This is a genomic window from Bradyrhizobium sp. Ken51, from assembly GCF_055807435.1.
This window is the reverse complement of the sequence record NZ_JBVVPB010000007.1, coordinates 215,327-240,101: the sequence shown is the minus strand read 5'-3', so window position 1 is coordinate 240,101 and position 24,775 is coordinate 215,327. Positions and strand designations below refer to the sequence as shown.

General features: G+C 63.7%; 27 protein-coding genes, 1 tRNA gene and 1 pseudogene. 13 read left to right on the top strand and 16 right to left on the bottom strand.

What is annotated here, in order from left to right; genetic code table 11:
• Positions 1-21: 21 nt before the first annotated feature.
• The 5 genes from AC0L27_RS15270 to AC0L27_RS15250 form a co-directional block, all read right to left on the bottom strand.
• A complete protein-coding gene (locus tag AC0L27_RS15270; RefSeq protein WP_275169131.1) occupies positions 22-798 on the bottom strand; it encodes a phosphatase PAP2 family protein in 777 nt (258 codons plus the stop codon).
• Between the two features lie 157 nt (positions 799-955).
• On the bottom strand, positions 956-1,450 hold the full coding sequence (locus AC0L27_RS15265) for a hypothetical protein (RefSeq protein ID WP_275169157.1): 495 nt from the start codon (positions 1,448-1,450) through the stop codon (positions 956-958).
• Between the two features lie 123 nt (positions 1,451-1,573).
• A complete protein-coding gene (gene rlmN, locus AC0L27_RS15260) occupies positions 1,574-2,767 on the bottom strand; it encodes a dual-specificity RNA methyltransferase RlmN (RefSeq protein WP_473265613.1) in 1,194 nt (397 codons plus the stop codon).
• A gap of 182 nt (positions 2,768-2,949) precedes the next feature.
• Complete coding sequence (locus AC0L27_RS15255; protein WP_275169127.1) at positions 2,950-3,612, bottom strand: invasion associated locus B family protein; 663 nt, start codon at positions 3,610-3,612, stop codon at positions 2,950-2,952.
• A 117-nt stretch (positions 3,613-3,729) separates the two neighbouring features.
• Positions 3,730-4,569 carry an SDR family oxidoreductase gene (locus AC0L27_RS15250; protein WP_473319576.1) on the bottom strand — a complete coding sequence of 280 codons (840 nt, stop codon included), beginning with the start codon at positions 4,567-4,569 and terminating at the stop codon, positions 3,730-3,732.
• Positions 4,570-4,836: 267 nt separating this feature from the next.
• On the opposite strand from AC0L27_RS15250, the gene AC0L27_RS15245 reads away from it, so the two are divergent.
• A complete protein-coding gene (locus tag AC0L27_RS15245; RefSeq protein ID WP_473319575.1) occupies positions 4,837-5,811 on the top strand; it encodes an NADPH:quinone oxidoreductase family protein in 975 nt (324 codons plus the stop codon).
• 157 nt (positions 5,812-5,968) lie between these two features.
• Here AC0L27_RS15245 and AC0L27_RS15240 read toward each other — a convergent pair whose 3' ends face one another.
• A complete protein-coding gene (locus tag AC0L27_RS15240; protein ID WP_354209706.1) occupies positions 5,969-6,358 on the bottom strand; it encodes a YkvA family protein in 390 nt (129 codons plus the stop codon).
• Between the two features lie 89 nt (positions 6,359-6,447).
• Entirely contained in the window at positions 6,448-6,750 is a 303-nt protein-coding gene (locus tag AC0L27_RS15235; protein ID WP_354209707.1) for a 4a-hydroxytetrahydrobiopterin dehydratase, read from the bottom strand.
• Between the two features lie 151 nt (positions 6,751-6,901).
• On the opposite strand from AC0L27_RS15235, the gene AC0L27_RS15230 reads away from it, so the two are divergent.
• Both AC0L27_RS15230 and AC0L27_RS15225 read left to right on the top strand, forming a co-directional pair.
• The gene (locus AC0L27_RS15230) at positions 6,902-8,347 is read left to right on the top strand and encodes a TAXI family TRAP transporter solute-binding subunit (RefSeq protein WP_354209708.1); all 1,446 of its coding nucleotides are present in this window, start codon (positions 6,902-6,904) and stop codon (positions 8,345-8,347) included.
• 97 nt (positions 8,348-8,444) lie between these two features.
• Complete coding sequence (locus tag AC0L27_RS15225; protein WP_354209709.1) at positions 8,445-9,986, top strand: alkaline phosphatase D family protein; 1,542 nt, start codon at positions 8,445-8,447, stop codon at positions 9,984-9,986.
• A 10-nt stretch (positions 9,987-9,996) separates the two neighbouring features.
• On the opposite strand, the gene AC0L27_RS15220 is transcribed toward AC0L27_RS15225, so the two are convergent.
• Entirely contained in the window at positions 9,997-10,398 is a 402-nt protein-coding gene (locus AC0L27_RS15220; RefSeq protein ID WP_354209786.1) for a response regulator, read from the bottom strand.
• 157 nt (positions 10,399-10,555) lie between these two features.
• Between AC0L27_RS15220 and AC0L27_RS15215 the strand changes: the two genes are divergently transcribed.
• The 7 genes and pseudogenes from AC0L27_RS15215 to AC0L27_RS15185 form a co-directional block, all read left to right on the top strand.
• Entirely contained in the window at positions 10,556-11,320 is a 765-nt protein-coding gene (locus AC0L27_RS15215) for a Crp/Fnr family transcriptional regulator (protein WP_354209710.1), read from the top strand.
• A gap of 79 nt (positions 11,321-11,399) precedes the next feature.
• Entirely contained in the window at positions 11,400-12,116 is a 717-nt protein-coding gene (locus AC0L27_RS15210; protein ID WP_354209711.1) for a prolipoprotein diacylglyceryl transferase, read from the top strand.
• The gene (locus tag AC0L27_RS15205; protein WP_354209712.1) at positions 12,097-13,527 is read left to right on the top strand and encodes a radical SAM protein; all 1,431 of its coding nucleotides are present in this window, start codon (positions 12,097-12,099) and stop codon (positions 13,525-13,527) included. Before AC0L27_RS15210 ends, AC0L27_RS15205 begins: the two co-directional genes overlap by 20 nt.
• The gene (locus AC0L27_RS15200; RefSeq protein WP_275169109.1) at positions 13,524-13,793 is read left to right on the top strand and encodes a hypothetical protein; all 270 of its coding nucleotides are present in this window, start codon (positions 13,524-13,526) and stop codon (positions 13,791-13,793) included. The genes AC0L27_RS15205 and AC0L27_RS15200 overlap by 4 nt, the downstream gene beginning before the upstream one ends.
• A gap of 256 nt (positions 13,794-14,049) precedes the next feature.
• On the top strand, positions 14,050-15,876 hold the full coding sequence (gene typA / locus AC0L27_RS15195) for a translational GTPase TypA (protein ID WP_354209713.1): 1,827 nt from the start codon (positions 14,050-14,052) through the stop codon (positions 15,874-15,876).
• Positions 15,877-16,049: 173 nt separating this feature from the next.
• Positions 16,050-17,297, top strand: a complete 1,248-nt coding sequence (locus tag AC0L27_RS15190) for a flavin monoamine oxidase family protein (protein WP_354209714.1) — start codon at positions 16,050-16,052, stop codon at positions 17,295-17,297.
• Between the two features lie 90 nt (positions 17,298-17,387).
• Positions 17,388-17,660, top strand: a pseudogene (locus AC0L27_RS15185) (helix-turn-helix domain-containing protein); the annotation flags it as partial.
• Here AC0L27_RS15185 and AC0L27_RS15180 read toward each other — a convergent pair.
• The 3 genes from AC0L27_RS15180 to AC0L27_RS15170 all read right to left on the bottom strand — a co-directional run bounded on the left by AC0L27_RS15180 (position 17,602) and on the right by AC0L27_RS15170 (position 19,461).
• The gene (locus AC0L27_RS15180) at positions 17,602-18,033 is read right to left on the bottom strand and encodes an ATP-binding protein (protein WP_473319569.1); all 432 of its coding nucleotides are present in this window, start codon (positions 18,031-18,033) and stop codon (positions 17,602-17,604) included. The pseudogene AC0L27_RS15185 and the gene AC0L27_RS15180 overlap by 59 nt on opposite strands.
• Before the next feature lie 101 nt (positions 18,034-18,134).
• Positions 18,135-18,542, bottom strand: coding sequence for a thiol-disulfide oxidoreductase DCC family protein (locus AC0L27_RS15175; RefSeq protein ID WP_354209716.1), 408 nt, complete (start codon positions 18,540-18,542; stop codon positions 18,135-18,137).
• Between the two features lie 31 nt (positions 18,543-18,573).
• Positions 18,574-19,461: an alpha/beta hydrolase family protein gene (locus tag AC0L27_RS15170; RefSeq protein WP_473319566.1), complete on the bottom strand. Its 888-nt coding sequence runs from the start codon at positions 19,459-19,461 to the stop codon at positions 18,574-18,576.
• Between the two features lie 262 nt (positions 19,462-19,723).
• Between AC0L27_RS15170 and AC0L27_RS15165 the strand changes: the two genes are divergently transcribed.
• The gene (locus AC0L27_RS15165; RefSeq protein ID WP_007598725.1) at positions 19,724-20,233 is read left to right on the top strand and encodes a GNAT family N-acetyltransferase; all 510 of its coding nucleotides are present in this window, start codon (positions 19,724-19,726) and stop codon (positions 20,231-20,233) included.
• A 177-nt stretch (positions 20,234-20,410) separates the two neighbouring features.
• Positions 20,411-20,953 (top strand): inorganic diphosphatase, encoded by a 543-nt coding sequence (gene ppa / locus AC0L27_RS15160; RefSeq protein ID WP_354209719.1) that lies wholly within the window; start codon positions 20,411-20,413, stop codon positions 20,951-20,953.
• A gap of 37 nt (positions 20,954-20,990) precedes the next feature.
• On the opposite strand, the gene folD is transcribed toward ppa, so the two are convergent.
• From folD to AC0L27_RS15145, 3 genes are read right to left on the bottom strand one after another with little or no spacing between them, the layout of a single operon-like run.
• The gene (gene folD / locus AC0L27_RS15155; RefSeq protein ID WP_354209720.1) at positions 20,991-21,875 is read right to left on the bottom strand and encodes a bifunctional methylenetetrahydrofolate dehydrogenase/methenyltetrahydrofolate cyclohydrolase FolD; all 885 of its coding nucleotides are present in this window, start codon (positions 21,873-21,875) and stop codon (positions 20,991-20,993) included.
• 10 nt (positions 21,876-21,885) lie between these two features.
• The gene (locus AC0L27_RS15150) at positions 21,886-22,230 is read right to left on the bottom strand and encodes a DUF167 domain-containing protein (RefSeq protein WP_027566322.1); all 345 of its coding nucleotides are present in this window, start codon (positions 22,228-22,230) and stop codon (positions 21,886-21,888) included.
• A gap of 20 nt (positions 22,231-22,250) precedes the next feature.
• On the bottom strand, positions 22,251-22,541 hold the full coding sequence (locus tag AC0L27_RS15145) for a YggT family protein (RefSeq protein ID WP_007598721.1): 291 nt from the start codon (positions 22,539-22,541) through the stop codon (positions 22,251-22,253).
• A 188-nt stretch (positions 22,542-22,729) separates the two neighbouring features.
• Between AC0L27_RS15145 and AC0L27_RS15140 the strand changes: the two genes are divergently transcribed.
• Positions 22,730-22,805: transfer RNA gene (locus tag AC0L27_RS15140), tRNA-Ala, on the top strand.
• Positions 22,806-22,927: 122 nt separating this feature from the next.
• Here the strand turns inward: AC0L27_RS15140 and AC0L27_RS15135 are convergent.
• Positions 22,928-23,740, bottom strand: a complete 813-nt coding sequence (locus AC0L27_RS15135) for an enoyl-CoA hydratase (RefSeq protein WP_354209722.1) — start codon at positions 23,738-23,740, stop codon at positions 22,928-22,930.
• 123 nt (positions 23,741-23,863) lie between these two features.
• Entirely contained in the window at positions 23,864-24,658 is a 795-nt protein-coding gene (locus AC0L27_RS15130; RefSeq protein WP_354209724.1) for a glutamine amidotransferase, read from the bottom strand.
• Positions 24,659-24,775 lie beyond the last annotated feature (117 nt).

The following is a 24,775-nucleotide window of genomic DNA, read 5'->3' as shown; positions in this document are numbered from 1 at the left end:
GCTCGGCACCCCTTTAATGGCTCAAACGGACGGCTCGGCACTCGTCTTGCGGCCGAACAGGCGCTGGCGAAGCCGGTAGGCGGGCATGTTCAGCCGGGTCAGGGCGGCATCGACCGCCTCGTCCGAAAACCGGGTCCGCGGCCAGCGGTAGATCAGCGCGTAGGCAAACCAGATCACGACGAAGGTGACGAGGCCGGCGATCGACACGTCGGTGAAGAAGTGGCCGCCAAAGGCCATCCGCAGCCCGCTGGTCACGAGGCCGAACACCACGGCTCCGGCATAAGCGAGCGGCCGCCACGGCGGCGGTGCCAGTGCGGCGGGCGCCAGCGTCCAGAACGCGGTCGCGCCCTCACCCGAAAAGAACGAGCAGTTGCGCGCGCAGCCACCGCGCGGATCCCACCACGGCACGAATTGCTGATCGCCGGCAAACTGCGTCACGACCACCGGGCGCGGCCGGCCCCAATAGGTCTTGAAGGCGAGATTGGTGAGGATGCCGGCCGACATGATGATCGTGACCAGCAAGAAGACGATCGCGCGCCCGGATACCATCAGCGGGCGGTCGGGCCGGACCATCTTGACCACAAGCGCGACCAGCGCAGGCAGCACGAACGCCCACGCAACCCACATCGCGGCATCGCGCGCGAAGCTCGCCCAATCGTTCAGCTTGAGCGGAAACGTCTTCGTCGCGGGGTCGAAGAACAGCGCGGCGAGCTTGAGATCGAGCTCGGGATAGAGGCCGAAAACGACGCCGATCACGAGCCACAGCGCCAGGGCGATGAAGAGTCCAGTCCGGTTCATGGCGCGCGGTTTAGCCGAGTGGGAAGGGGATGAAAACCCTTGGGACCGTCATTCCGGGGCGGTGCGCAGCACCGAACCCGGAATCTCGAGATTCCCCGGTGCGCAATTGCGCACCTGTGGTCTGGTCCTTCGGACCATCCCGGAATGACGGCGCAAGCTACCGCGCATCCGGTCTTGAATTCGACGGCAGTGGCGGAGGCGGATTGCGCGGCAGCGGCGGATTGCGCCAAGCGCCGGCATTGCGGCCGGCGATCAGCCAGTAGACGACACCGGCGACAATGCCCGCGCCGGTCATGATCTCCAGGTGCCGCCGCACGATGCCTTCGAATTGCAGCGTGTCGGAATGAAACGGGACCAGGCCGAGATAGCAGGCGAGCCCCACGACGCCGCCGCCCACGGCATAGGCGAGCGCGCTGCGGATGTAGAGCGCCTCGGTGATCGCGACGATCACCGCCGCCGGCACCAGCGCAAAACCGGAGACGAAGATGAAGCCGAACCCGAGCACGATATCGATCGTGCCCTGGTCGACGGGACCGGCGCCGAGATCGGCGAACTCCGGAAACAACAGCGCGACAACGACGATCATGCCGCCGATGAAGCAGGCGGCCAGAAAGCCGATGAAGATGACGATGAGGCGGCCGATCAGGGACATGACGTCACCCTCGCCGTCATTGCGAGCGTAGCGAAGCAATCCAGTCTGCCTCTGCGGAAAGACTCTGGATTGCTTCGCTGCGCTCGCAATGACGAGGATGCGAGAGCACGTGCGCGCATCAGCTCAGTCCGTCATCGCCATGGCGCGTAGCGTCTGGCGTTCCCTGGCGGAGAGTTTTTCGGTCTCCGACTTGAGCTGGCCGCAGGCGGCGAGGATGTCGCGGCCGCGCGGCGTGCGCACCGGCGAGGAGTAGCCGGCGTTGAAGACGTACTCCGAGAATTTTTCGATCTGGTCCCAGTCCGAGCATTCATAGGCGGTGCCGGGCCAGGGGTTGAACGGGATGAGATTGATCTTGGCGTGAATGCCCTTGAGCATCTTCACCAGCAGCTTGGCGTCGTCGAGCGAATCATTGACGCCCTTGAGCATCACATATTCGAAGGTGATGCGCCGCGCGTTCGAGGCGCCCGGATAATCGCGGCAGGCCTGCAGCAATTCCTTGATCGGATATTTGCGGTTGAGCGGCACCAGCTCGTTGCGCAGCTCGTCGCGCACCGCATGCAGCGAGATTGCGAGCATCACGCCGATCTCCTCGCCCGCGCGCACGATATTCGGCACCACGCCCGAGGTCGACAGCGTGATGCGGCGGCGGGAGATGCCGATGCCTTCATTGTCGCCGACGATGAGCAGCGCGTCGCGCACCGCGTCGAAATTGTAGAGCGGCTCGCCCATGCCCATCATGACGATGTTGGTGACACGACGCGTACCGTCCTCGCGATCGGCCCAATCATTCAGACGATCCCGCGCGACCATCACCTGTCCGACGATCTCGCCGGCGGTGAGGTTGCGCACCAGGCGCTGCGTGCCGGTGTGACAGAAGGAGCAGTTCAGTGTGCAGCCGACCTGAGAGGACACACACAGCGTGCCGCGATCGGTTTCGGGGATGTAGACGCACTCGACTTCATGCGCCCGCTCGACATTGTCGCCGCTCGGCAGCCGCAGCAGCCATTTGCGGGTGCCGTCATTGGAGATCTGCTCGGCCACGACTTCGGGCCGGTCGACGGTGAAATGTTGCGCGAGATCGGCGCGAATGCCCTTCGAGACCGACGTCATCTCTTCGAAATTCTGGGCGCCACGGAAATACATCCAGTGCCACAGCTGCTGCACGCGCATCTTGCGTTGCGCCGGTGCAACGCCGATCTCGCCGAGGCGATCGGCAAGCTCGGTGCGCGACAGGCCAATCAGCGAGGGTTTCGCCGGCGGCACATAGGTTTCGAGCGGAGTCTTCTCCACCAGTGTTGCGTTGTGCGGCTCGGTCATCGGTTGCCTGAGATTGCTGCTGCTGTCTCGTCATGCCCGGGCTTGTCCCGGGCATCCACGTTCTTGTCCGCCCGTAGCCAGCGCGTGGATGGCCGGGACAAGCCCGGCCATGACGGCTGTACCTTTGGAATAGCCCTATATAGCAACCGGAACCGCCGATTGCGACCTTATCGACCGCAGCCTTAACGCCTGCAATCCTGGGAGATCCGGTCAAGCGCCTGGGCGAGGCCCTTCAGCGAAAAAGTGTCGGTCGTCTCGGTCCCCTTGGACGAGACGCCCTTGACCACGAGATCGGCGGATTTGCGCATGGCCTCGACCATCCGCTCTTCCTCGGCCGCGTTCTTGATCCAGAGACCGTCACCCTGCGAGTACATGGCGAAAGCGGCGCCGCCGACCTCGACCGAGGATTCAGAGCCCGGCTTCAGCGCGTAGCCGATCATGACCGAGACTTCGTTGTTGACCTTCTCCGCCGGGCGGGTGGAGACGAAGGCATAGGCAGGATCGCGCGGCCGATTCGGCGGGTTGGTTTTCGACGACGACGGCTTGGCCAGCGCGAAGCAGACCTTTTTGCCATTGGGCGCGGCCGAATAGGCGCCCCAGGTGCCGAACTGACCGATCAGGGTTGGCTCGGCGCCGCCCGCAACCGCCGCGTGCGGGGCCGTCGGCTTGCTCTCGGGCTTTGCAGCTGTCTTTCCGGTCGTATTGGCCGCCGGCGCAGCCGATTTCGGCGCGGCCTCTTTCGGTGCAGTTTTGGGCGCAGGTTGCGCCGTCTGCGCCCGCGCGGAATCGGTGATTCCACAGGCCGCCACGCCCGTCATCAAAGCTAAAATCAGCACCCGCCACATGCTGGAGTGGTTCCCTCAATATTGTGACTGGAAGATGGCCCGGCCGCGCGTTGTCCCCGAGCAGGGATAGCCGGGAAAGTCCAATTTGGGAAGGCAGTTAGCGAAGGGCCGCGGCGACTAGGCCCTGGATCGTGCCGCGCGCTGCTCCGCCCATTGCGCATCGGTCCAGCGCAACAGATCCTCGGCGCCGGAGCTGCGCAAATGCGCGCCACCGTCGATCACCACCATCTCCCCGTTGATGTAGCCGGCACGGTCGGAAACCAGGAAGCTGGCGAGGTCGGCAAGCTCGCGGTGCTCGCCGGCGCGTCCCATCGGGTTGCGCGCGGCCCACCCTTCGTCGCGACCCTCGGGGCGGAGCTGACCCGAGGCGCCCGCGGTCGGGAACGGTCCCGGCGCGATCGCGACGGTGCGAATGCCCTTCGGGCCCCATTCCACCGCGAGACTTTTAGTCATCGCCAGCACGGCCGACTTCGCCATCGCCGACGGCACGGTGAAGGCGCGGCCGGTGATGGTCGAGGTCGAGAGGATCGAGAGCACGACGCCGTCATGCTTGCCGTCGATCCAGCGCTTGCCGAGGGCAAGCGTGCAATACATCGCACCATGCAGCGTCGGCGCGAGGATCGCATCCGCGGCGCGGAATGAGAGATGCTCGCTCTGCGCAATGAAAGTTGCAGCCGCATTGTTGACGAGAATATCAAGCGGCGCCTCGCGCCAGATGGCGTCGATCATCGCTTCGACGGCGGTGCCATCGCGGATATCACAGGCGATCGTCGTGACCTTGCCGCCGGTCTCTTTGCGCATCTCGCTCGCCGCCGCCTCGAGCCGATCGAGCTTGCGGCCGCAGATCACGAGCTCGGCGCCGAGCACGAGGAATCGGTGCGCCATCGCAGCACCGAGACCCGAACCGCCACCGGTGACGAGGATTCGCTTGTCCTTGAGCAGGCCTGTTTCAAACATCGTTTGAATCCTCCGTTTCTTTCTTTCCGTCATTGCGAGCGCAGCGAAGCAATCCAGGCTATTTCCGCGGCACGGATTCTGGATTGCTTCGCGGAGCCTGTCATCGGGCCCCGCTTCGCGCGGACCCGTTGGCTCGCAATGACGAGGATAGGGCCGAATGCAATTTCAGACAAAGAAACCGGATTGTGGGACCGCGCTAAATCCGGCAGAACCAGCCCAACGATAAATCTGCCTCGAAACGCCAAGTGCTCTCAAGAAGGTGCCGCCATGAAAGCCATCCTCTGCTCGCAATATTGCCAGCCCGACGATCTCGTTCTGGCCGACGTGCCGGACCCAGTGGCCGGTCCCGGCGAAGCCGTGATCGCGATCAAGGCTGCGGCGCTGAACTTCTTCGACATCCTGATGATCCAGGGCAAGTACCAGATCAAGCCGCCGTTCCCGTTCTCGCCGGCGGCCGAAGTCGCGGGCATGATCGAGAGCATCGGTCCCGGCGTGACCGATCTGAAGGTCGGCGATCGCGTCGTCGCCTCCTGCGGCCACAACGGCGCGCGCGAAAAGATCGCGCTGCCGGCCGCATCGATCGTGAAGATCCCCGACAATCTCGATTATGATCGCGCGGCCGGCATCATCATCATCTACGGCACCGCGCTGCATGCGCTGGAAGATCGCGCGAGCCCGAAGCCGGGCGAGACGCTCGCGGTGCTCGGCGCCGCCGGCGGCACCGGACTTGCCGCGTGCGAGCTCGGCAAGCTGATGGGCCTGAAGGTGATCGCCTGCGCCTCGTCGGACGAGAAGCTCGAATTCGCGAAGGCGCACGGCGCAGAACTCACGCTCAATTACGGCAAGGAAGATTTGAAGGAAGGCTTGCGCAAGCTCACCGGCGGCAAGGGCGTCGACATCATCTTCGATCCCGTGGGCGGCGCCTATGCCGAGCAGGCACTGCGCTCGATTGCATGGGAAGGCCGCTTCCTCGTCATCGGCTTTGCCGCCGGCGACATTCCAAAGATGCCGCTGAACCTCGCACTGCTGAAAGGCTGCGACATCCGCGGCGTGTTCTGGGGCGCATGGACGCGGCTCAACCCGGAAAAAAATCGGGCCAATCTCGAGAAGCTGGTGAAGTGGACAGCGGAAGGAAAGATCTCCTCGCATGTCGATCGCGTCTTCCCGCTGGCGCAGACGGCGGATGCGCTCAAGGTGCTCGCGGGACGTCAGGCCATGGGCAAGGTGATTTTGCATCCGTGAGGGTGCTGGCGACAGAGCAAGGTCGCCGCTACGCACTCAACTGTCGTCGCCCGGCTTGACCGGGCGATCCAGTACTCCGTGACGAGTGTTGTTGAATCGATAAGCCGCGGCGTACTGGATTCCCCGCCTTCGCGGGGAATGACAGCGGAGTGTATGGCTACTGCGTGGCTTCCACATCCACCTCATCCACGCCGCGCTTCAGCGCGGCGCGGGCGGCTTCGCGATGCTCATTCGTGATGTGGCTGGCGACCATGCGAATGGCGGTGGCGAGCACGGCGGCGTCATCGGTGAAGCCGAGGATCGGCATCACGTCGGGAACGAAATCAAACGGCAGGATGAAATAGGCGATCGCCCCGAGCAGCGACGCCTGGACATGGCGCGGCGTCTGGCGGTCGAAGGCGCAGTAATAGGCGGCGAGCAGATCCTCCGCGAACGGCAGTTGCGCGGCGACGCGCTTCAGCTTGCGCCAGAAGCGGCGGCGCACGCTGTCACGATCTTCCGCAAGCCGGTCGGCCGGCTCGAAACCGACGCTGTGTTCGGCAGCCATGTTCGCAACTCCCCGTTCCAGCCGGGGTGGCAGATCGCCGCATCCCCTGCTGATCACAAGATGGGGACGCGGCCGGTCCCCGCAAGACGTCAGCCTGGTGTCAGCTTGGCGATGGCGTTCATCGCCCTGGCGAGCTCGATGTCGAGCGCGGTGACGCCGCCGGCGTCATGGGTCGACAGCACCACCTCCACCGTCTTGTAGACATTGCGCCATTCGGGGTGGTGGTCCATCTTCTCGGCGACCAGTGCCGCGCGGGTCATGAAGCCGAACGCCTCGTTGAAATCCTTGAAGACAAAAGTCTTCCCGATCGCCTCGCGTCCCTGAACCTCGGTCCAACCAGGTAGTCCGCCCAGCGCCTGTCCGCGCGCCTCCGCCGAGAGCCGTTCTGCCATTGTCGCCTCCGTCCTTCAGGGGAACTTTACCCTAACACCCCGCCGACGCCCCGGGTTCACGGGATTAGACCCCATCCGCTAACCATGACGGAGATGTAACCCTGCCGGACAAGAAATTTGCTACACTTGCGGGCGTAAATCGCCGGCCAAGATGAAACTGAGCCTCAAGCGACTGTTCGGGAGATCGATGACCGGGGGATTGGACCTGGCCGAAGCGCCCACCCCGCCCTCGCCGCGATCATCGGCGCGGAAGACGGCGCTCGTGACTCTCGCGCTGGTGCTCGCGATCGTTGGCGCGCTCGCCGGCGGCTACTACTTTGCCATGCGGTCGGAGACGCTGAAGATCGCGGTCGGCCCCGCCAACAGCGATGATGTCAAGGTCGTGCAGGCACTGACCCAGGCCTTCGCGCAGCACAAGAGTTCCGTGCGGTTGCGTCCGATCCAGACCGACGGCGCCACCGCCAGCGCCAATCTGCTGGCGGAGGGCAAAGCCGACCTCGCCATCGTGCGCGGCGATCTCGACGTGCCGAAAAACGCGCAAGCCGTTGCGACCCTGCGCAAGAACGTCGTGGTGCTGTGGTCCGTACCTGGCAAGGGCAAGAAGAAGGGCGCGAAGATCACCAAGATCGCGCAGCTCGCCGGACATCGGGTCGGCGTGGTTGGCCGTACCCAGGCCAACGTCAATTTGCTCAAGGTGATCCTGCAGCAATACGGCGTCGATCCCGCCAAGGTCGAGATCGTGCAATTCCCGGCCAATGAAGTTGCCGAGGCGATCAAGTCCCAGAAGGTCGATGCCTATCTCGCGGCCGGTCCCGTCAACAGCAAGATCACTTCGGACGCGATCGCCACTTCCGCCAAGGAGTTCGGCGCGCCGACTTTCCTCGCGATCGATTCTGCCGACGCGATTGCGCAAAATCATCCGGTCTATGAAGCGGCCGAGATTCCCGCGGGCACTTACGGCGGCTCGCCCGATCGTCCCGATGACGAGGTCAAGACCATCAGCTTCTCGCACCACATCGTGGCGCGCAAAGCCGTCTCCGAGACCACCATCGCGGCGTTCACGCGTCAGCTTTTCGCCGTGCGCCAGCAATTGGTGACGGAATTCCCGCTGGCGGCGAAGATCGAAACGCCCGACACCGACAAGGATGCGGTGATTCCCGTGCATCCGGGCGCCGCCGCTTTCGTCGATGGCGAAGAGAAGACCTTCCTCGACAAGTACAGCGATTACATCTGGTGGACCCTGATGGCGCTCTCGGCCATGGGCTCGATCGGCGCCTGGTTCGCGGGCTATCTGAAGAAGGACGAGCGCGACAACAACAGCCATCTGCGCGAGCGGCTGCTCGACATGATCACCGCCGCTCGAAAGAGCGAGACCACCGAAGATCTCGATCAGATGCAGACCGAGGCCGACGAGATCCTGCGCGACACGCTGCGCTGCTACGACCACGGCGCGATCGAGGAAGGTGCTCTCACAGCCTTCAACATCGCACTCGACCAGTTCCATGCGGCGGTTGCCGACCGTAAGGCGGTGCTGTTCAGCCTGCCGCAGAACCTGCAGCGCGCCGGTGCGCAATTCCGGGCCGCCGGCAGCGCGTAATCGCGTAATCGCTGCGTCACATTGTCTCCATATAGCGTCGGGCTTCACCGTGGCGGCCGCTCTGGGCGATCGCCTCACGCGATATCGAGACCATCCCATGAACATCAAATTCTCCCGTCGCCGTTTCCTGACGACCAGTGCCGGCGCGCTCGGCGCGGTCGCAATGCCCCATCTCTCCCGCGCGGCCGACCGGCCGGCGGTGACCCATGGCTTGCAGTCGGGCGACGTCACCGTCGACGGCGGCGTGGTCTGGGCGCGCACCGATCGGCCTGCGCAGATGCTGGTCGAAGTGGCGACGACGGAGTCGTTCAAGGAGGCCCGCGCACTGCCGCCGATCGCGGCGCTGCCCGAGAGCGACTTCACCGCGAAGATGCTGATCGAAAACCTGCCTAGCGGACAGGACATCTTTTATCGCGTCCGCTTCCGCGATCTCTCGCACACCGCGGTGGAGGGCGAGCCGGTGACCGGCCGCTTCCGCACCGCGCCCGCCGACCGCCGCGACGTCAGCTTCGTCTGGGGCGGCGACGTCGCAGGACAAGGCTGGGGCATCAACCCCGATGACGGCGGCATGTTCACCTTCTCGGCGATGCGCAAGCACCGTCCGGATTTCTTCCTGCACTCCGGCGACACCATCTATGCCGACGGCCCTATCCAGTCCGAGGTGAAGCTCGCGGACGGTAAGACCTGGAAGAACGTCACGATTCCCGAGAAGGCCAAGGTCGCCGAGACGCTGGACGAGTACCGCGCCGCGCACAAATACAATTTCACCGACGACAATCTTCGCGCCTTCAATGCCGAAGTGCCGATTTTCGTGCAGTGGGACGACCATGAGGTGACCAACAACTGGTCGCTGTCGAAGGAGCTGCCGGCGACCTACAAGGAGCGCGACATCACGCTGCTTGCGGCCCGCGCAGGCCGTGCCTTCCACGAGATGTATCCGATGCGCGAGAGCATCGTCGAGCCCGGCCGCGTCTATCGCCAGATCTCCTATGGTCCTCATCTCGACGTGTTCGTGCTCGACGAACGCAGCTATCGCGGCCCGAACGGCCCTAACCTCGAAACCGCTTACGGCCCGGCCAGCTATTTCCTCGGCCCGAACCAGATCGCCTGGCTCAAGCGCGGCCTCTTGAGTTCGCGCGCGACCTGGAAGGTGATCGCCTCCGACATGCCGCTCAGCCTCGTCGTGTCGGACACGCCGAAGGGTGGATCGGAAGCCATTGCGCAGGGCGACGGCCCGGTGCGCGGCCGCGAGCTCGAGATCGCCGACATTCTGCGTTTCATCAAGATGGCGCCGGTCAGCAACACCGTATGGCTGACGGCGGATGTGCATTACGCCGCCGCGCACTATTACGATCCCAACAAGGCGCAATTCCAGGATTTCGAGCCGTTCTGGGAGTTCGTGTCGGGCCCGCTTCACGCGGGCACATTCGGTCCGAACGCGCTCGACAATACGTTTGGGCCCGAGGTGCGTTTCGTCAAGGCGCCGGGGAAAGACAACCAGAACCTGCCGCCGTCCGCCGGCATGCAGTTCTTCGGTCACGTCAAGATCGACGGCGCTTCCGGCCAGATGACGGTGACCTTGCGCGACCGCGCCGACGTGGCTCTGTGGTCGACCACGCTCGATCCGAAGCCGGCCTGACGCCGTATCGCTAGTCTGCCGCGCGTACGTGGAGCGCCGCCTCAAGCGCGTCGCTCGAACACGGCTTCTGCAGACGCGGCTGCGTGGCGAATTCCGGCGGGATGCGCGCGTCAGCGCCGTAGCCGGTGACGAAGACGAACGGAATTTTCAGGGCCGCGAGCCGTCCGGCGACCGCAAAGCTGGTCTCGCGACTCAATCCGACGTCGAGCAAGGCGAATTCGGGGGTGCGCGCCGCGATTGCGGCCAGCGCCTGCGCCACTGAACCTACCGTGCGCACGCTCTTCACGCCAAATCCGAGCAGGCGATCTTCGAAGTCGATCGCGATGATCGGATCGTCTTCGACGATGAGAACATCGGCGGGACAGTTTGAACCATCGGAAACGGCGGGTGCCATCATCGTAACTTGGAGCATGAGGTTTCTCTGACTGGGATACCGGGTCACGACGCCTGCACCCAGCGCGGAGGGTTCCCGGAACGAAACCACCACATCACAGTTGTCAGGTCTGTCCACTTGTGCACACAGGACCTCGACGGAACTCGCTAATGTGGAGGCGGATGGGGAGTTTAAGATGGACGCGCGGACTAGCAACGCCACCGAGATCGACAGCCGGCCGACCAACAATCTGCTGCGGCGCTTGAGCCCGGCCGACTTCGCCCTGCTTGCGCCACATGTCATGCTCGAAAGCGCAGCGGCGAATGAACTGCTCTACAACCCCGGCGACGACGTTCAGGTCGTCCATTTCCCCTGCGGACCGTCGCTAGCGACCTTCCTCGTTCCCAATGAGGACGGCCGCGACGTCGAGACCATCCTGGTCGGTCGCGAAGGCGCGGTGGGCGGCATCGTCAGCGAGGGCTATCTGCCGGCCTATACCCGGATCTGCGTGAAATTCGGCGGACCGTTTGCGCGCATTCACGTCGGCAAGCTGGAGGCCGCCAAGCAGCGCTCGCCCTCGTTGCGTCATGTCTTCGCTCGCTACGCCGACTGCATGCTGGCGCAGATCTTCCAGTCCACCGCCTGCAACGCCATTCACTCGATCGAGCAGCGCACCGCCAAATGGATGCTGGCGGCGATGGAGCGGACCGGCGACGAAAGCAGCGTGCCGCTGACCCACGAACAGCTCGCGACGCTGCTCGGCGTCGGCCGCAGCTATGCCAGCCGCGTGCTCCAATCGTTCAAGGCGGAGGGCGTGCTCGACACGCGGCGGGGGTCGATCCTGGTCCGCAATCGCGAGGGCCTGCGCCTGCGCGCCTGCCTGTGCAACGAGGCCGTGAAGTTGCACTTCGAAGAGGTGCTGCGCGGCGTCTATCCGACCGAAGAGCGGCAAGCCGGCTAGCCGCCTGCCTCGCTCCTCTTCGGGGATAAGAAGCGGCCGCACTATCCCGCCGGGCGGGAACCTGGGCTAATGTCCCCACATGAGCGGGGCTTTCCTTCACACTCTCTTCGACGTCGGGGCTTGGCTGGCTGCGGCCGTGGCGCTCTACTGGCTGTCACGACAGGGCTTGCGGTTTCCGCCGCAATCCTTCGAGCGGTCCTACCTCGCCGCTTTGGTGTTCGGTGCGGGCCTCGGCGCCTATCTGTTCGGCTCCGCCAATCTATGGCTGTCGGGCCAGAGCGGCATTGCGCGCTCGGTCGAGGGGGCGCTCGCCGGCGGCATCGTGGCGATCGAGCTCTACAAATGGTCCGCAGGGATCGCAGTACGAACCGGCGCCCGGTTTGCTTTGCCGCTGGCGATCGGCATCGCGATCGGCCGGCTCGGCTGCTATTTCGCGGGCCTCGACGATTTCACCTACGGCACGCCGACGGCATGGCCCTGGGCCCATGATTTCGGCGACGGCGTCCTTCGCCATCCCGTGCAGCTCTACGAAAGCGTCGCGATGGGGGTATTCGCGCTGCTCTACGTGGTGGCGGTCTTGAACCGGAGCGCGTTTGTGATCACCAATGGTTTCTACCTCGTCCTCGTCTACTATGGCGCACAGCGCTTCCTGTGGGAATTCCTCAAGCCCTACGGCACGCTGATCGGCCCCTTCACGCTGTTTCACCTGCTGTCGCTCTCCATCCTGCTCTACGCCGTCGTCATGCTGACGACGGCGCCCAAAGCGAGACCCATGCATGAACGCGCCGTTGCGTAAGTCGCGCCCCTATATCTTCTGGGGCCAGACCCAATCTCTCTGCGAGACCTGCCTGAAGCTGGTGCCGGCCAAGATCCAGATCCTCGACAACGAGGTCTGGTACGAAAAGCGCTGCAAGGAGCATGGCGTCCAGTCCACGCTTGTGTCGACGGACGCAGCCTATTGGCGCCTGTGCAAGGATTTCATCAAGCCCGGGGACCGGCCGCTCGCCTTTCAACGGCATACCGAATTTGGCTGCCCCTATGATTGCGGCCTGTGCCCCGACCACGAGCAGCATTCCTGCCTGGCCCTGATCGAGATCACCGAGCATTGCAATCTGACCTGCCCGGTGTGCTTTGCCGATTCCTCGCCGGCGCGGACCAGCTTCACGCCGCTGGCCAAGATCGAGCGAATGCTGGACGCGCTGGTCGCGAGCGAAGGCGAGCCTGACCTGGTGCAGATCTCCGGCGGCGAGCCGACGCTGCATCCGGATTTCTTCGCGATCCTCGATGCGGTGCGCGCGCGCCCGATCCGCCATGTCATGATCAATACCAACGGCCTGCGCATCGCCCGCGAAAAAGATTTCGTGGCGCGGCTCGCCGAGAACAAGCGCGGGCTCGAGGTCTATCTCCAGTTCGACTCGCTCGAACGCGACGCGTTGATCAATCTGCGCGGCGCGGATTTGCGCAAGATCCGCCAGCAGGCGCTGGAAAATCTCGAGCATTACGGCGTCTCGACCACGCTGGTGGCAACCATCAAGCGCGGCGTCAACGATGCCGAGATCGGCGACATCGTCCGCCACGCGCTCACGTGGAAGTGCGTTCGCGGCGTCACGCTGCAGCCGGTGCAGGACGCCGGCCGCAACGAGAGTTTCGACAAGAACACCGATCGCATCATGCTGTCGGAGATTCGCAAGCGCGTGGTCGAAACCGGCGTATTCGGCGACAAGGACATGATCCCGCTGCCCTGCAACCCCGAAAGCATCTCGATTGGTTACGGCCTGCGCAACGGCGAGAAAGTGCTGCCGCTGACATCGCTGATCCCGCAGGAGCAACTCGTCGCATTGTTGCCCAATACGATAAGCCCGGAGAAGCATCCGGCGCTGAGGGAGAAATTCATCGATTTGTTTTCGCTGTCCTCGGGACCGCTGAACACGAGCGACCGCGTCTGCGAATTGCTGTGCTGCCTGCCGAGCTTCGAGGTACCGCAAGGTATCACTTATGAGAACGTATTCCGCGTCACCATCGTGCAGTTTCTCGACCGCTTCAATTTCTGCGTCGGCAACGTCAAGCGCAGCTGCATCCATTTCGTCACCGAGAACGGCGCGATCATCCCGTTCGACACCTACAATCTGTTCTACCGGAACGGAAAGATCGACGGCATCCGCGCCGAACTGGCGGCGCAGTCAACCGAAGGAGTCCTGCAGGCATGAGCATCAGCGACCCGCCGCCGCCAGCCCCTCCGGGACCGCCTCCTGCCCCGACGAACAAGCGCAGCGGCTGCCTGACCGCGGTCATGGCGATCTTCGGGATCCTCCTGCTGCTGCCCGGTGCCTGCGCAATCCTGTTCGGCGGCATTTCGATATCCGACAGCGGCCGGATCGGCTCCGACGTCGCCCCGCTGGTGTTCCTGGGCCTGGTCGTGGGGCTGGGCGGGGTCGCCCTGATCTGGGCCGCCATCAAGGGCCGGCGCGGCTGAGCCCGGCTTTTCGCCTAACCCCCGGGAATCCCCGGACAAAATTCAATCAACCAATGGCCAAAGAACACATTGTTTTTTGGCCGTTTTTGCCTATATTGCGCCGCAACGCGTAGGGTGCCCGGTCGATATGCCGGGCTTTCCCTTTTGGGCGGAAAGCGCCCCGTTTCCAGTCTTCAAGCGTTGTTTCGAGAAGAGGTCCCGGTCTGACCGGCGAGATCGCGCTTAACCCATTGTCCGACCGCAAAGAAGCCCACTCATGAACCTTCGCAACATCGCCATCATCGCCCACGTCGACCACGGCAAGACCACGCTCGTCGACCGCCTCCTCCAGCAATCCGGCACCTATCGCGAGAACCAGAAGGTGACCGAGCGCGCCATGGACTCCAACGATCTGGAGCGCGAGCGCGGCATCACCATCCTGGCCAAGGCGGCCTCGGTGCAGTGGAAGGACACCCGCATCAACATCGTCGACACCCCCGGCCACGCCGATTTCGGCGGTGAGGTCGAGCGTATCCTCAACATGGTGGACGGTGCGCTGGTGCTGGTCGACGCCGCCGAGGGCCCGCTGCCGCAGACCAAATTCGTGGTCTCCAAGGCGCTCAAGGTCGGTTTGAAGCCGATCGTCGTGATCAACAAGGTTGACCGTCCCGACGCGCGGGCGACCGAAGTCATCAACGAGGTGTTCGACCTGTTCGCGGCGCTCGACGCCAGCGAGGAGCAGCTCGACTTCCCGATCCTCTACGGGTCGGCCAAGCAAGGCTGGATGGCCGAGAGCCCGGATGGGTCGCAGGAAGCCGGCATGCAGCCGCTGTTCGACCTGATCGTGCGCCATGTCGCGCCGCCGACCGTCGAGGAAGGCCCGTTCCGCATGATCGGCACCATTCTGGAAGCCAACCCCTATCTCGGCCGTATCATCACCGGCCGGATCTCCTCGGGCTCGATCAAACCGAACCAGGCCGTGAAGGTGCTGGGCGCCGACGGCAAAACCATCGAAACCGGCCGCATCACCAAGATCCTCGCCTTCCGCGGCATCGAGCGCACTCCTCTCGACGAAGCCGAGGCAGGCGATATCGTCGCGATCGCCGGCCTAACCAAGGGCACCGTCGCCGACACCTTCTGCGATCCGTCGGTCGACACCCCGCTGGTGGCGCAGCCGATCGACCCGCCGACCGTGTCGATGTCCTTCATCGTCAACAACTCGCCGCTCGCCGGCACCGAAGGCGACAAGGTGACCAGCCGCATGATCCGCGACCGCCTGCTGCGCGAGTCCGAGGGCAACGTTGCGCTGCGGGTCGTCGAAGCCTCCGACAAGGATGCGATGGAAGTTTCGGGCCGCGGCGAATTGCAGCTCGCGATCCTGATCGAGACCATGCGCCGCGAGGGCTTCGAGCTCTCGGTGTCGCGTCCTCGCGTCGTATTTCAAAAGGATGAGGCCACCGGCGCCACCCTGGAGCCGATCGAGGAGGTCGTCATCGACGTCGACGAGGAGCATTCCGGCGTCGTCGTGCAGAAGATGAGCGAGCGCAAGTCCGAGCTGATCGAGATGAAGCCGTCCGGCGGCAACCGTCTGCGGCTGGTGTTCTACGCGCCGACCCGCGGCCTGATCGGCTACCAGGGCGAACTGCTCACCGACACGCGCGGCACCGCGATCATGAACCGTCTGTTCCACAGCTACGCGCCGTACAAGGGCGAGATCCAGGGCCGCCGCAACGGCGTGCTGATCTCCAACGACCAGGGCGAAGCGGTGGCTTACGCGATGTTCAAGCTGGAAGATCGCGGCCCAATGATGATCGAGCCGGGCTGGAAGGTCTACAAGGGCATGATCGTCGGCGAGCATACCCGCGACAACGACCTCGAAATCAACGTGCTCAAGGGCAAGCAGCTCACCAACATCCGAACCACGTCGAAGGATGAAGCGGTGCGCCTGACCCCGCCGATCCGCATGACGCTGGAAAAGGCGCTGGCCTATATCGAGGACGACGAGTTGGTGGAGATCACGCCGAAGTCGATCCGCCTGCGCAAGCGGCACCTCGACCCGAACGAGCGCAAGCGCGCGGAAAAGTCCAAGGAAGCGGTGGCTTAGGCTACCGCTCTCAACGCTGTCATGCCCCGGCTTGACCGGGGCATCCAGTACGCCGCGGCTTATCGGTTCAATAACAAATGTCTCTGGAATACTGGATCACCCGCCTGCGCGGGTGATGACAGCTGTGCTTGCGGCGGCTTCAGCACTCTTCGCGAACATGCTAGAGCCCGCCCATGAGCTCCCTGCCCTCCTCCGTCGACGTCGCGATTATCGGTGCGGGCGCCGCCGGCCTCGGCGCGGCGCATGCGCTGGCAGGCTCCGGCTTCGCCGTGATCGTGCTGGAGGCGCGCGACCGGCTCGGTGGCCGGGCCTGGACGGTGCAGGCCTCGCCCGACGTCACCTTCGACGTCGGTTGCGGCTGGCTGCATTCGGCGGACAACAACTCCTTCGTCGCGATTGCAAAACAGCTCGGTTTCGAGGTCAACAAGGACCTCCCGCCCTGGCGCGAGCGCACCTATGGCAACGCATTTCCGAAAGCCGAGCGCGATGATTTCATGCACGCGATGGACGCCTTCTATCAGCGGCTGTGGGAGGCGGCCCAGAAGGGCAAGGATGTCCCCGCCAGCCTGAGCCTGGAGCCCGGCAATCGCTGGAACCCCATGATCGACGCGATCTCGACCTACATCAACGGCTGCGAACTGAAGGACATGTCCACACTGGACTGGCACGCGTATGAGGACAGCGACCTCAACTGGCGCGTCCGCCGTGGCTACGGCGCTCTGATCGCGGCCTATGGCGCGCCCTGCCCGGTGGCGCTGAACTGCAACGTCACGCTGATCGATCATTCGGACAAGCGCATCCGCATCGAGACATCGCAGGGCACGCTGAGCGCGGACAAGGTGATCGTCACCGTGCCGACCAATCTGATCGCCAACGAAGCCATCCGGTTCTCGCCTGCCTTGCGCAACAAGGTCGACGCCGCGGCCGGCCTGCCGCTCGGCGTCGACGACAAGATCACGCTGGCGCTCGACGATGCCGAGGCCTTCCCGAAGGAAGGAAACCTGCGCGGCGCTACCATGCGCACCGACATGGGCACCTATCATATCCGCCCGTTCGGCCAGCCCTGCATCGAAGGTTTTTTCGGCGGCAGCTTTGCGCGCGAACTGGAAGATGCCGGCGACGGCGCGATTGCCGCGCAGGGCATCGACGAGATCGCAGGCTTTCTCGGCAACGACATCAGGCGAAAGCTGAAGCCGCTCTACGAGTCCCGCTGGGCGCACGACCCCTTCGCACGAGGCTCATACTCGCACGCGCTGCCGGGCCACGCCGGTGATCGCGCCGTGCTGGCGGCACCGGTGAACGGGCGGCTGTTCTTTGCGGGAGAAGCGACGTCGCCGAACTTCTTCACGACGGCGCATGGAGCGAGGGACTCAGGGGAGCGGGCGGCGAGGGAAGTGGTGGCGGCAACCGACAGCAAGTAACTCGGCTTGACGGAACATACCATGAACAACTATACATTCTGGGACGAATCGATGACAAGCTGTCAGTTGATTGTCCCAAGATGAAAAGTCATGCCCCGCTCGCATCATTCGGTCGAATTCGAAGCCCTTCGACTGAAGACGGGGCTATCCAAGGCTGAGACGGCCAATCTTCTTGGCGTTACGGAGCGGACGGTCATCCGATACGAAAATGGCGATTCTCGCCCTTCTCCAATGGCGCTCAAATGGCTGCAAGAGTATCTGGACCGATTGCCAGAGAGGCGACGTCGGCCAGCGGCTTTCAAGTTCATCGACTTGTTCGCGGGGATTGGCGGCCTGAGGATTGGCTTTGATGCCATTGGTGGGCAGTGCGTATTAGGGCCATCTTCGAGCCAAGTTTCGCTGCCGCAAATCGTCCGATGCCTTTCGATCCCATCATCCGTCGGTTCCGCAAAGCCGAACGGCGCGTGGTTGTCTTCGATGCGGTAGCCGGCTCCATCCACTTATTCTCGATATCGGCGAGTGTCATACCCACACCATCGTCGGTGAATACTATCCTGCCTTTTCCGATCTGCAGCGGGGGTATGAATTTAATCAAGGCGAACGAGGCGTCGGCATCGTATGAGTTCTTCACCAACTCAATCACTGCAGCCTCTGGCCCGCTGATTAGTTGGTCGCCAATCGTTCTGATGATTCGTGCGCGAGGCCGAAATCGAAGCTTTCTTTCATCGTCTGTCATATTGAATCCAGCCTACGAAACTTGAGGAGTAACAATAGATAAGCGACTTATCTATTCTACTTTTGATTGCATCAAACGCAAACCGACGCTGTGGGACCTGACTATTCTATCACCCGTGCCCTTAAATCAGTATCCGGCACGAAGCACGCATCGTACTTGCCGAAAATGCGATAGCGATTGCGCGCAATGAGGCTGTACACCGGGTCGCGCAACGCTTTCGGCACGGCGAATAGCGCGTGGACCCAACCCCAGCCTTGGAGATTCGACAGCACAGTCAGCGCAGCGTCCGACTTCATGAACACCTCGCCGCCATGAACCACGGCATTGGTGTCAGGATCAGCGGGATCGATGCCGAAGGTGCGCGCCAGCCGGGCGCCATAATCCGACTGGATCGGCGTGAAGCGAAATCGCTTCGCCGTGTCGCGCGCGGCGACGAATCGGACCCAGCGCGAGCAGAAGATGCAGACGCCGTCGAACAGGATGACGTCATCGTCAGGCCATTTGCCCATCAGCGATTGTCCAACATCAGGAAATACAGCGTCATGGCTTTTTGCCAGCCGGCTTCAGCGCGCGATCGAGTTCTGCACTCGCGGCTTTGACGCCGGCCTCGCTTTCGATCATCCAATGCCCCTCGCTACCCACCGCCGGCAGCGCACGGAAGTCGACCTTGCCGCCGCTGCGCCGAAACCCCTCGACCAACGCAAGCGAAAATGCCGGTGCAAAGTAGCTGTCGTTGGCCGCAACGAGCCACGTGACGGGGATGCGCGCGGCCTTGCCGAATTCAGCCGCCGCCGCGAGAAGCGTATGCGGCGAGCAGATCCGGTTCGGCTCGTCATTGGCATGGCCGCCGCGGCCCGGCGCAATGGCGATGATGGCGGAGATCGCCTTCGGATCGGCATTCGCGAGCGCCAGCGCGCCCCAACCACCGGCGGAATGTCCGATCACGATCGCGGCGTCCTTGCGGATAAAATCCTGCTTTCGCAAATCCTCCAGCGCAAGCGAGATTTCGTCGGCCGTTGCGCGGCCCGAGCGCACATAGTCCGCTTCGTCACAGCCACCCTGGTCCTCGACATAGCGGCCCCCGGTCGCGCCATGGCCGAGCCGTTCCGGCACCAGCACGGCGAAACCGCGCGCAATGAGGAACGCAGTGAGTGCGCGGTATTCCAGCTGCGGCGTTTGCGCGCGCCGCAAGCCATTTTGCGTCGAAGCATGCGCGATCACCGCAAGCCGGAACGGGCCGGCACCCGGCGGGCGAAACAGCAGGGCATAGGCGGCGATGTCGGTATCTGGCGACGGCACGCGCCATTGCTGCCGGCGAAACGGATCGCCCTCCGCTCCGGACGAACCAAACGTGACCTGAGCGCACACGGGCGGCGCAGTCAGCAAGGCCAACAGAGGCAGAAGCACGAGGAGTTTGAGGAGCCGCATGAATTGCCGGAGGCGAGAACAGCAACGGCCAGACTAGTAGGAACGAATCAATATCGGCAGACTTTCTGCGTTGCGATTGCCGTTCATTCGTTGCCGCAAAGCAGTTTTGCACCGACGCATGGCACTCCGGTGCCACTCGAATCGGCGTCTTGTCTTTTTTCGGTACAACATGGTTCAAATACTGATGCAGAAAGTCCACACGTTAACCGATAATTAACGATAGGTCTTGCCGCCGGCGCGGCGACTTGGTTTGATCACGTCCATGAGCACAACCCTGATCGAGGTCCGGCCGGCCAAAGCCGCAGATGCAACTGCGGTGGCGTCCACCCATGACGAAGCCTGGCGCTCCGCCTATCAGGGCATCATTCCCGGCGCCGAACTGGAAAAGCTGATCAACCGCCGCGGTCCGCAATGGTGGGACAGCGCGATCCGCAAGGGCAGCCGCGTCAGTGTGCTGGTGTTCGGCGACAAGATCGCAGGCTACGCCAATTACGGCCGCAACCGCGCCCGCAGCCTGCATTTCGACGGCGAGGTCTACGAGCTCTATCTGCGTCCCGAATTCCAGGGCCTGGGCTTTGGCCGCCGCCTGTTCACCGCGGCCCGCCGCGACCTGATGCAGAGCGGCCTGAAGAGCATGGTGGTGTGGGCGCTCTCGGACAATGATCCGGCCACGGAGTTCTACCGTGCCTTGGGCGGCCGCATGGTGGCACGTTCCTCGGAGCGTTTCGGGCCCAAATCGCTCGACAAGGTTGCCTTCGCTTGGACCAATTGAGCTGCTGAAGTCCAGCCGGCAGTGTTTCCCTTCCGTCGATACCGTTGCCTTTTGAGCCGGTGATCGCCGGATTCATTATTTCACAAAAACGCGATGGATCAGCGGGCCAAGCCCGCGTATGACAGCGCCAAAATCGCTGCCGGGTGCGATTTAACCTCGGCAACAACGGAGCCTTGAATGCGTATCGATGCGGTCTCGATCGGGAAAAACGTACCCAACGACGTCAACGTCATCATCGAAGTCCCCGTGGGCGGCGAACCGATCAAATACGAGATGGACAAGGAAGCCGGCACGCTGGTGGTCGACCGCTTCCTCTACACGCCGATGCGTTACCCCGGTAACTACGGCTTCATCCCGCACACGCTGTCCGACGACGGCGACCCCTGCGACGTCCTCATCATCAACACCCGCGCCATCATCCCAGGCGCGGTCATGAGCGTGCGCCCGGTCGGCGTTCTGTTCATGGAAGACGAAGCCGGCGGCGACGAGAAGATTCTGGCGGTGCCGTCGTCCAAGCTCACCCAGCGTTACGACAAGGTGAAGTCGTATTCCGACCTGCCGGACATCACGCTCCAGCAGATCCAGCACTTCTTCGAGCACTACAAGGATCTCGAACCCGGCAAGTGGGTGAAGATCCTGCGCTGGGGCGGCCCCGAGGATGCGCACAAGCTGATCCTCGAAGGCATCGATCGCGAGAAGAAGAAGAAGAAGAAGGCCTGAGCTCTGCTCCCTCGCTCCGCAAGCGGGGCGAGGTGAACTACACCGCCGGTTTCGGCAGCCCTGCAATCGCGCAGGCCGCGCGCAACGTGTTCACCAGCAGGCACGCGACCGTCATCTGACCGACGCCGCCCGGCACCGGCGTGATCGCGCCGGCCACGGCGAGCGCTTCCTGATAGGCAACGTCGCCGACGAGACGCGTCTTGCCGTCGTCCTTCGGGATCCGGTTGATGCCGACGTCGATCACGGTCGCCCCCGGCTTCAGCCAGTCGCCGCGCACCATCTCGGACTTTCCAACCGCGGCGTAGACGAGGTCTGCGCGCTTGACGAGCCCGGGCAGGTCGCGCGAGCGCGAATGCGCGATGGTCACCGTGGCGTTCTCGTTCAGCAACAGCTGCACCAGCGGGCGGCCGACGAGATTGGAGCGGCCGATGACGATGGCGTTCATGCCTTCGAGCGACGCATGCACGCTCTTGGTCAAAATGATGCAACCGAGAGGCGTGCAGGGCGACAGCGCCTCGAAACCGCCGGCGAGGCGGCCGGCATTGTTCGGATGCAGCCCGTCGACATCCTTGGCGGGGTCGATGGCATTGACGACGGCCTCGGTGTCGAGGCCCTTGGGCAGCGGCAATTGCACCAGAATACCGTGCACAGCGGGATCGCGGTTGAGTCTAGCAACCAGCGCCAGGAGATCTGCCTGCGAGACGTCGGCCGGCAGCTTGTGCTCGAACGAGGCCATGCCGGCGGCCTGGGTCTGGGTGTGTTTGGAGCGGACATAGACCTCGCTCGCCGGGTCGCTTCCGACCAGGACCACCGCGAGGCCCGGCACGAGATTGTGCTCGCGCTTGACGCGTGCGACCTCGTCGGCGACGCGGGCGCGAAGTTCCGCGGCGATGACTTTTCCGTCGATGATCCTGGCGGTCATGTCAGTTCCCTCAGTCTGTCGATTTGGCTGATGCGAGCTGGCGCAGGGCTTCGCCGAGCCGCGCCGGATCGCCGTCGACCGCGATCTGCTTCAGCCGCGAGGTCGCTCCCGACAGGAGTTTTACGCTGGCCTTGGGCACGCCCAGCGATTTCGCCAGCAGCACCAGAACGGCCTTGTTGGCCTCGCCGCCATCGGCGATAGCGCGCACACGCACCTTGAGCACGCTGCGGCCATCGGAGAGCTGCTCGATCCCGTCGATGTCGTCGCGGCCGCCGCGGGGCGTTACCCGCAGCGCGATGCTGATTCCTGCGGCCCCGTAACGCCAAGGTTCCTTGATGACAAGGTTCTTTGGCAACCCAGGGCGCTCCAGCCTGCCTAGATCACGTTCGGGTAGATGTAATACAGGATCACCCGCTCGATGAACATGATGAGCAGGATCAGGATGATCGGCGAGATGTCGAGGCCGCCGAGGCTGGGCAGGAAATTGCGAATCGGCGCCAGGACCGGCTCCGTGATTCGGTACAGGAACTCCGCCACCGCCGAGACGAACTGGTTGCGGGTGTTCACGACGTTGAAGGCGATCAGCCAGGACAGGATCGCGGACGCGATCAGCAGCCAGACGTAGAGGTCGAGCACGATGATGACGATGTCGAGAACGGCACGCATGGCTTTTAAAAACTCTGGCTTCGGTCGGGATTGACGTCTTTTGCTAGATATCGGTTCCCCCCGGTCCAAACAAGGGAAGTCGGTGCCGGGATGGCTAAAACCGGGTTACACCCGTCCTTGACTTGACCTTGGCGGGGACTTAAATGGCGCCCGGTTGTCGGCCGCATTGACCAGAGCGGCCTACAAAAGGGGCCATAGCTCAGCTGGGAGAGCGCGTCGTTCGCAATGACGAGGTCGGCGGTTCGATCCCGCCTGGCTCCACCAGCCTTCGCTCGCTTCGCGAGCTTCGGCTCGGCAAGCCCGGACAGTCCCTCGTAGCGAAACGAGCGAAGGCTGCCGCGGCGTAGCCCGAAGGGCGAAGCCGGGCTCCATCCGAAATCTCCCCCCTACTTCCCCGTAAACCTTGGCGGCCGCTTCTCCATGAAGCTCGCGACCCCCTCCCTGAAATCGCTGCCGTTCAGCGCCACCATCATGTCGCGGTTGGCCGCGATCGTCGCCTCCGCCAACGTCTGGAACGGCACCTCGTAAAGCTGCCGCTTGATCACGGCCATCGCGCTCGGCGAGACGAAATCGGCAAGGTCGCGCGCATAGGCATAGGTCTCCTCGCGCAGCTTCTCTGGCGAGCAGAGCCGGTTGACCAGCCCGATCCGCAATGCCTCGTCGCTCGAAACGCGGCGCGCCGAGAGCAACAGATCCATCGCGTTGGCATGGCCGACGATTCGCGGCAGCATCCAGCTGATGCCGTGCTCGGCGATCAATCCGCGCCGCGCGAAGGCGGTGGTGAACACGGTGTTGTCGGCGGCAAAGCGCAGGTCGCAATAGAGCGCGTGGACGAGGCCGATGCCGGCGGTTGCGCCGTTGAGCATGGCGATGACAGGCTTTCCGATCGACGGATAGAAGCCATAGCGCGTCTGCCAGTCGGGCCGCCGGTTCATGTCGAAGGGCGGAAGGTTCGACGCGCGCCTGACATCATCGGGGTCGAGCCCCTTCAATGCGTCCATGTCGGCACCGGCGCAGAAAGCGCGGCCCGCGCCGGTGATGACGATGACGCGGACATTGTCATCAGCGCTCGATGCTTCCATCGCATGGCGCACGTCGCGCTCCATGATGGGGGTCCACGCATTCATGCGGTCGGGACGGTTGAGCGTGATGGTCGCGACCTTGTCGCTGACGTCATAGAGAATGTGTTCATAGCCCATGGCGCTCTCCCTTTGTTTGCCGGCACGCGTTCGCGCGCGCTCGTTGGCAGCGAGCTTAGCATATCAAGGGATGAGACAAGGGCTTGCGCCAAGGACCTGCGTTAAGGACCTGAGAAGGCGCGATTACTCGGCGGCTTGCGCCAGCACCGGCCGGCGCACCAGCCAGCCGTCGATGAAATGATCGAGCCAGGCGCGTTCCGCGGCATCGTAGACGGCACGGTCCGCGAAATGGTGATGCCGCTGCCGCGCGCCGGGCGCGCTGAGGCCGTCATAGCCGCGCGTGGTCCAGCGATGCATCATCGCGTAGGTCACGTCAGGATGAAACTGCACGCCGAAAGCGTTGCCGGTGCGGAACGCCTGCACGGGAAAATCATCACCTTCCGCAATCAGTTCAGCGCCAACCGGCAACTCGAAGCCTTCGCGATGCCAGTGATAGACCCGCGCCGGCCAGTGCGGGCACAGCCCGTGGCCCGCGGGTGTCGGGCGGATCGGGTAGTAGCCGATCTGGGTCAGTGCATCCGCATGCGGCGCGACGCGAGCCCCTAACCGCTTCGCCAGCATCTGCGCGCCGAGGCAGATGCCGAGGAACGGCCGCTGTTCGCGGAGCGGAATTTCGATCCAGTCGATCTCGCGGCGGATGTAGTCGTCGGGATCGTTGGCGCTCATGGGACCGCCGAAGACCACAGCGCCGGCATGCCGGTCGAGGGTCTCGGGCAGCGGATCGCCGAAGCGGGGACGGCGGATGTCGAGGCGATGGCCGAGCGCGCGCAGCGCATTGCCGACGCGGCCGGGCGTCGATGATTCCTGATGCAGGATGATCAGAACCGGCAACCGAGTTTCGGAGGCAGCGACGTTCGGCGTCCTTCTGGGGAAGGGCACCACTTCTGCGCCACCAAACCTGTTCGTCCGGAACGACATGGTCTCTGCGAGTGCTATCGGTTCAGACCGCCAGCATAACTAAGCGATCGTTAATTTCGTGTGAGTTTGCGCACACACACGCCCGATAGAAAGCAAGCTCCGGGCCACTACGGACCG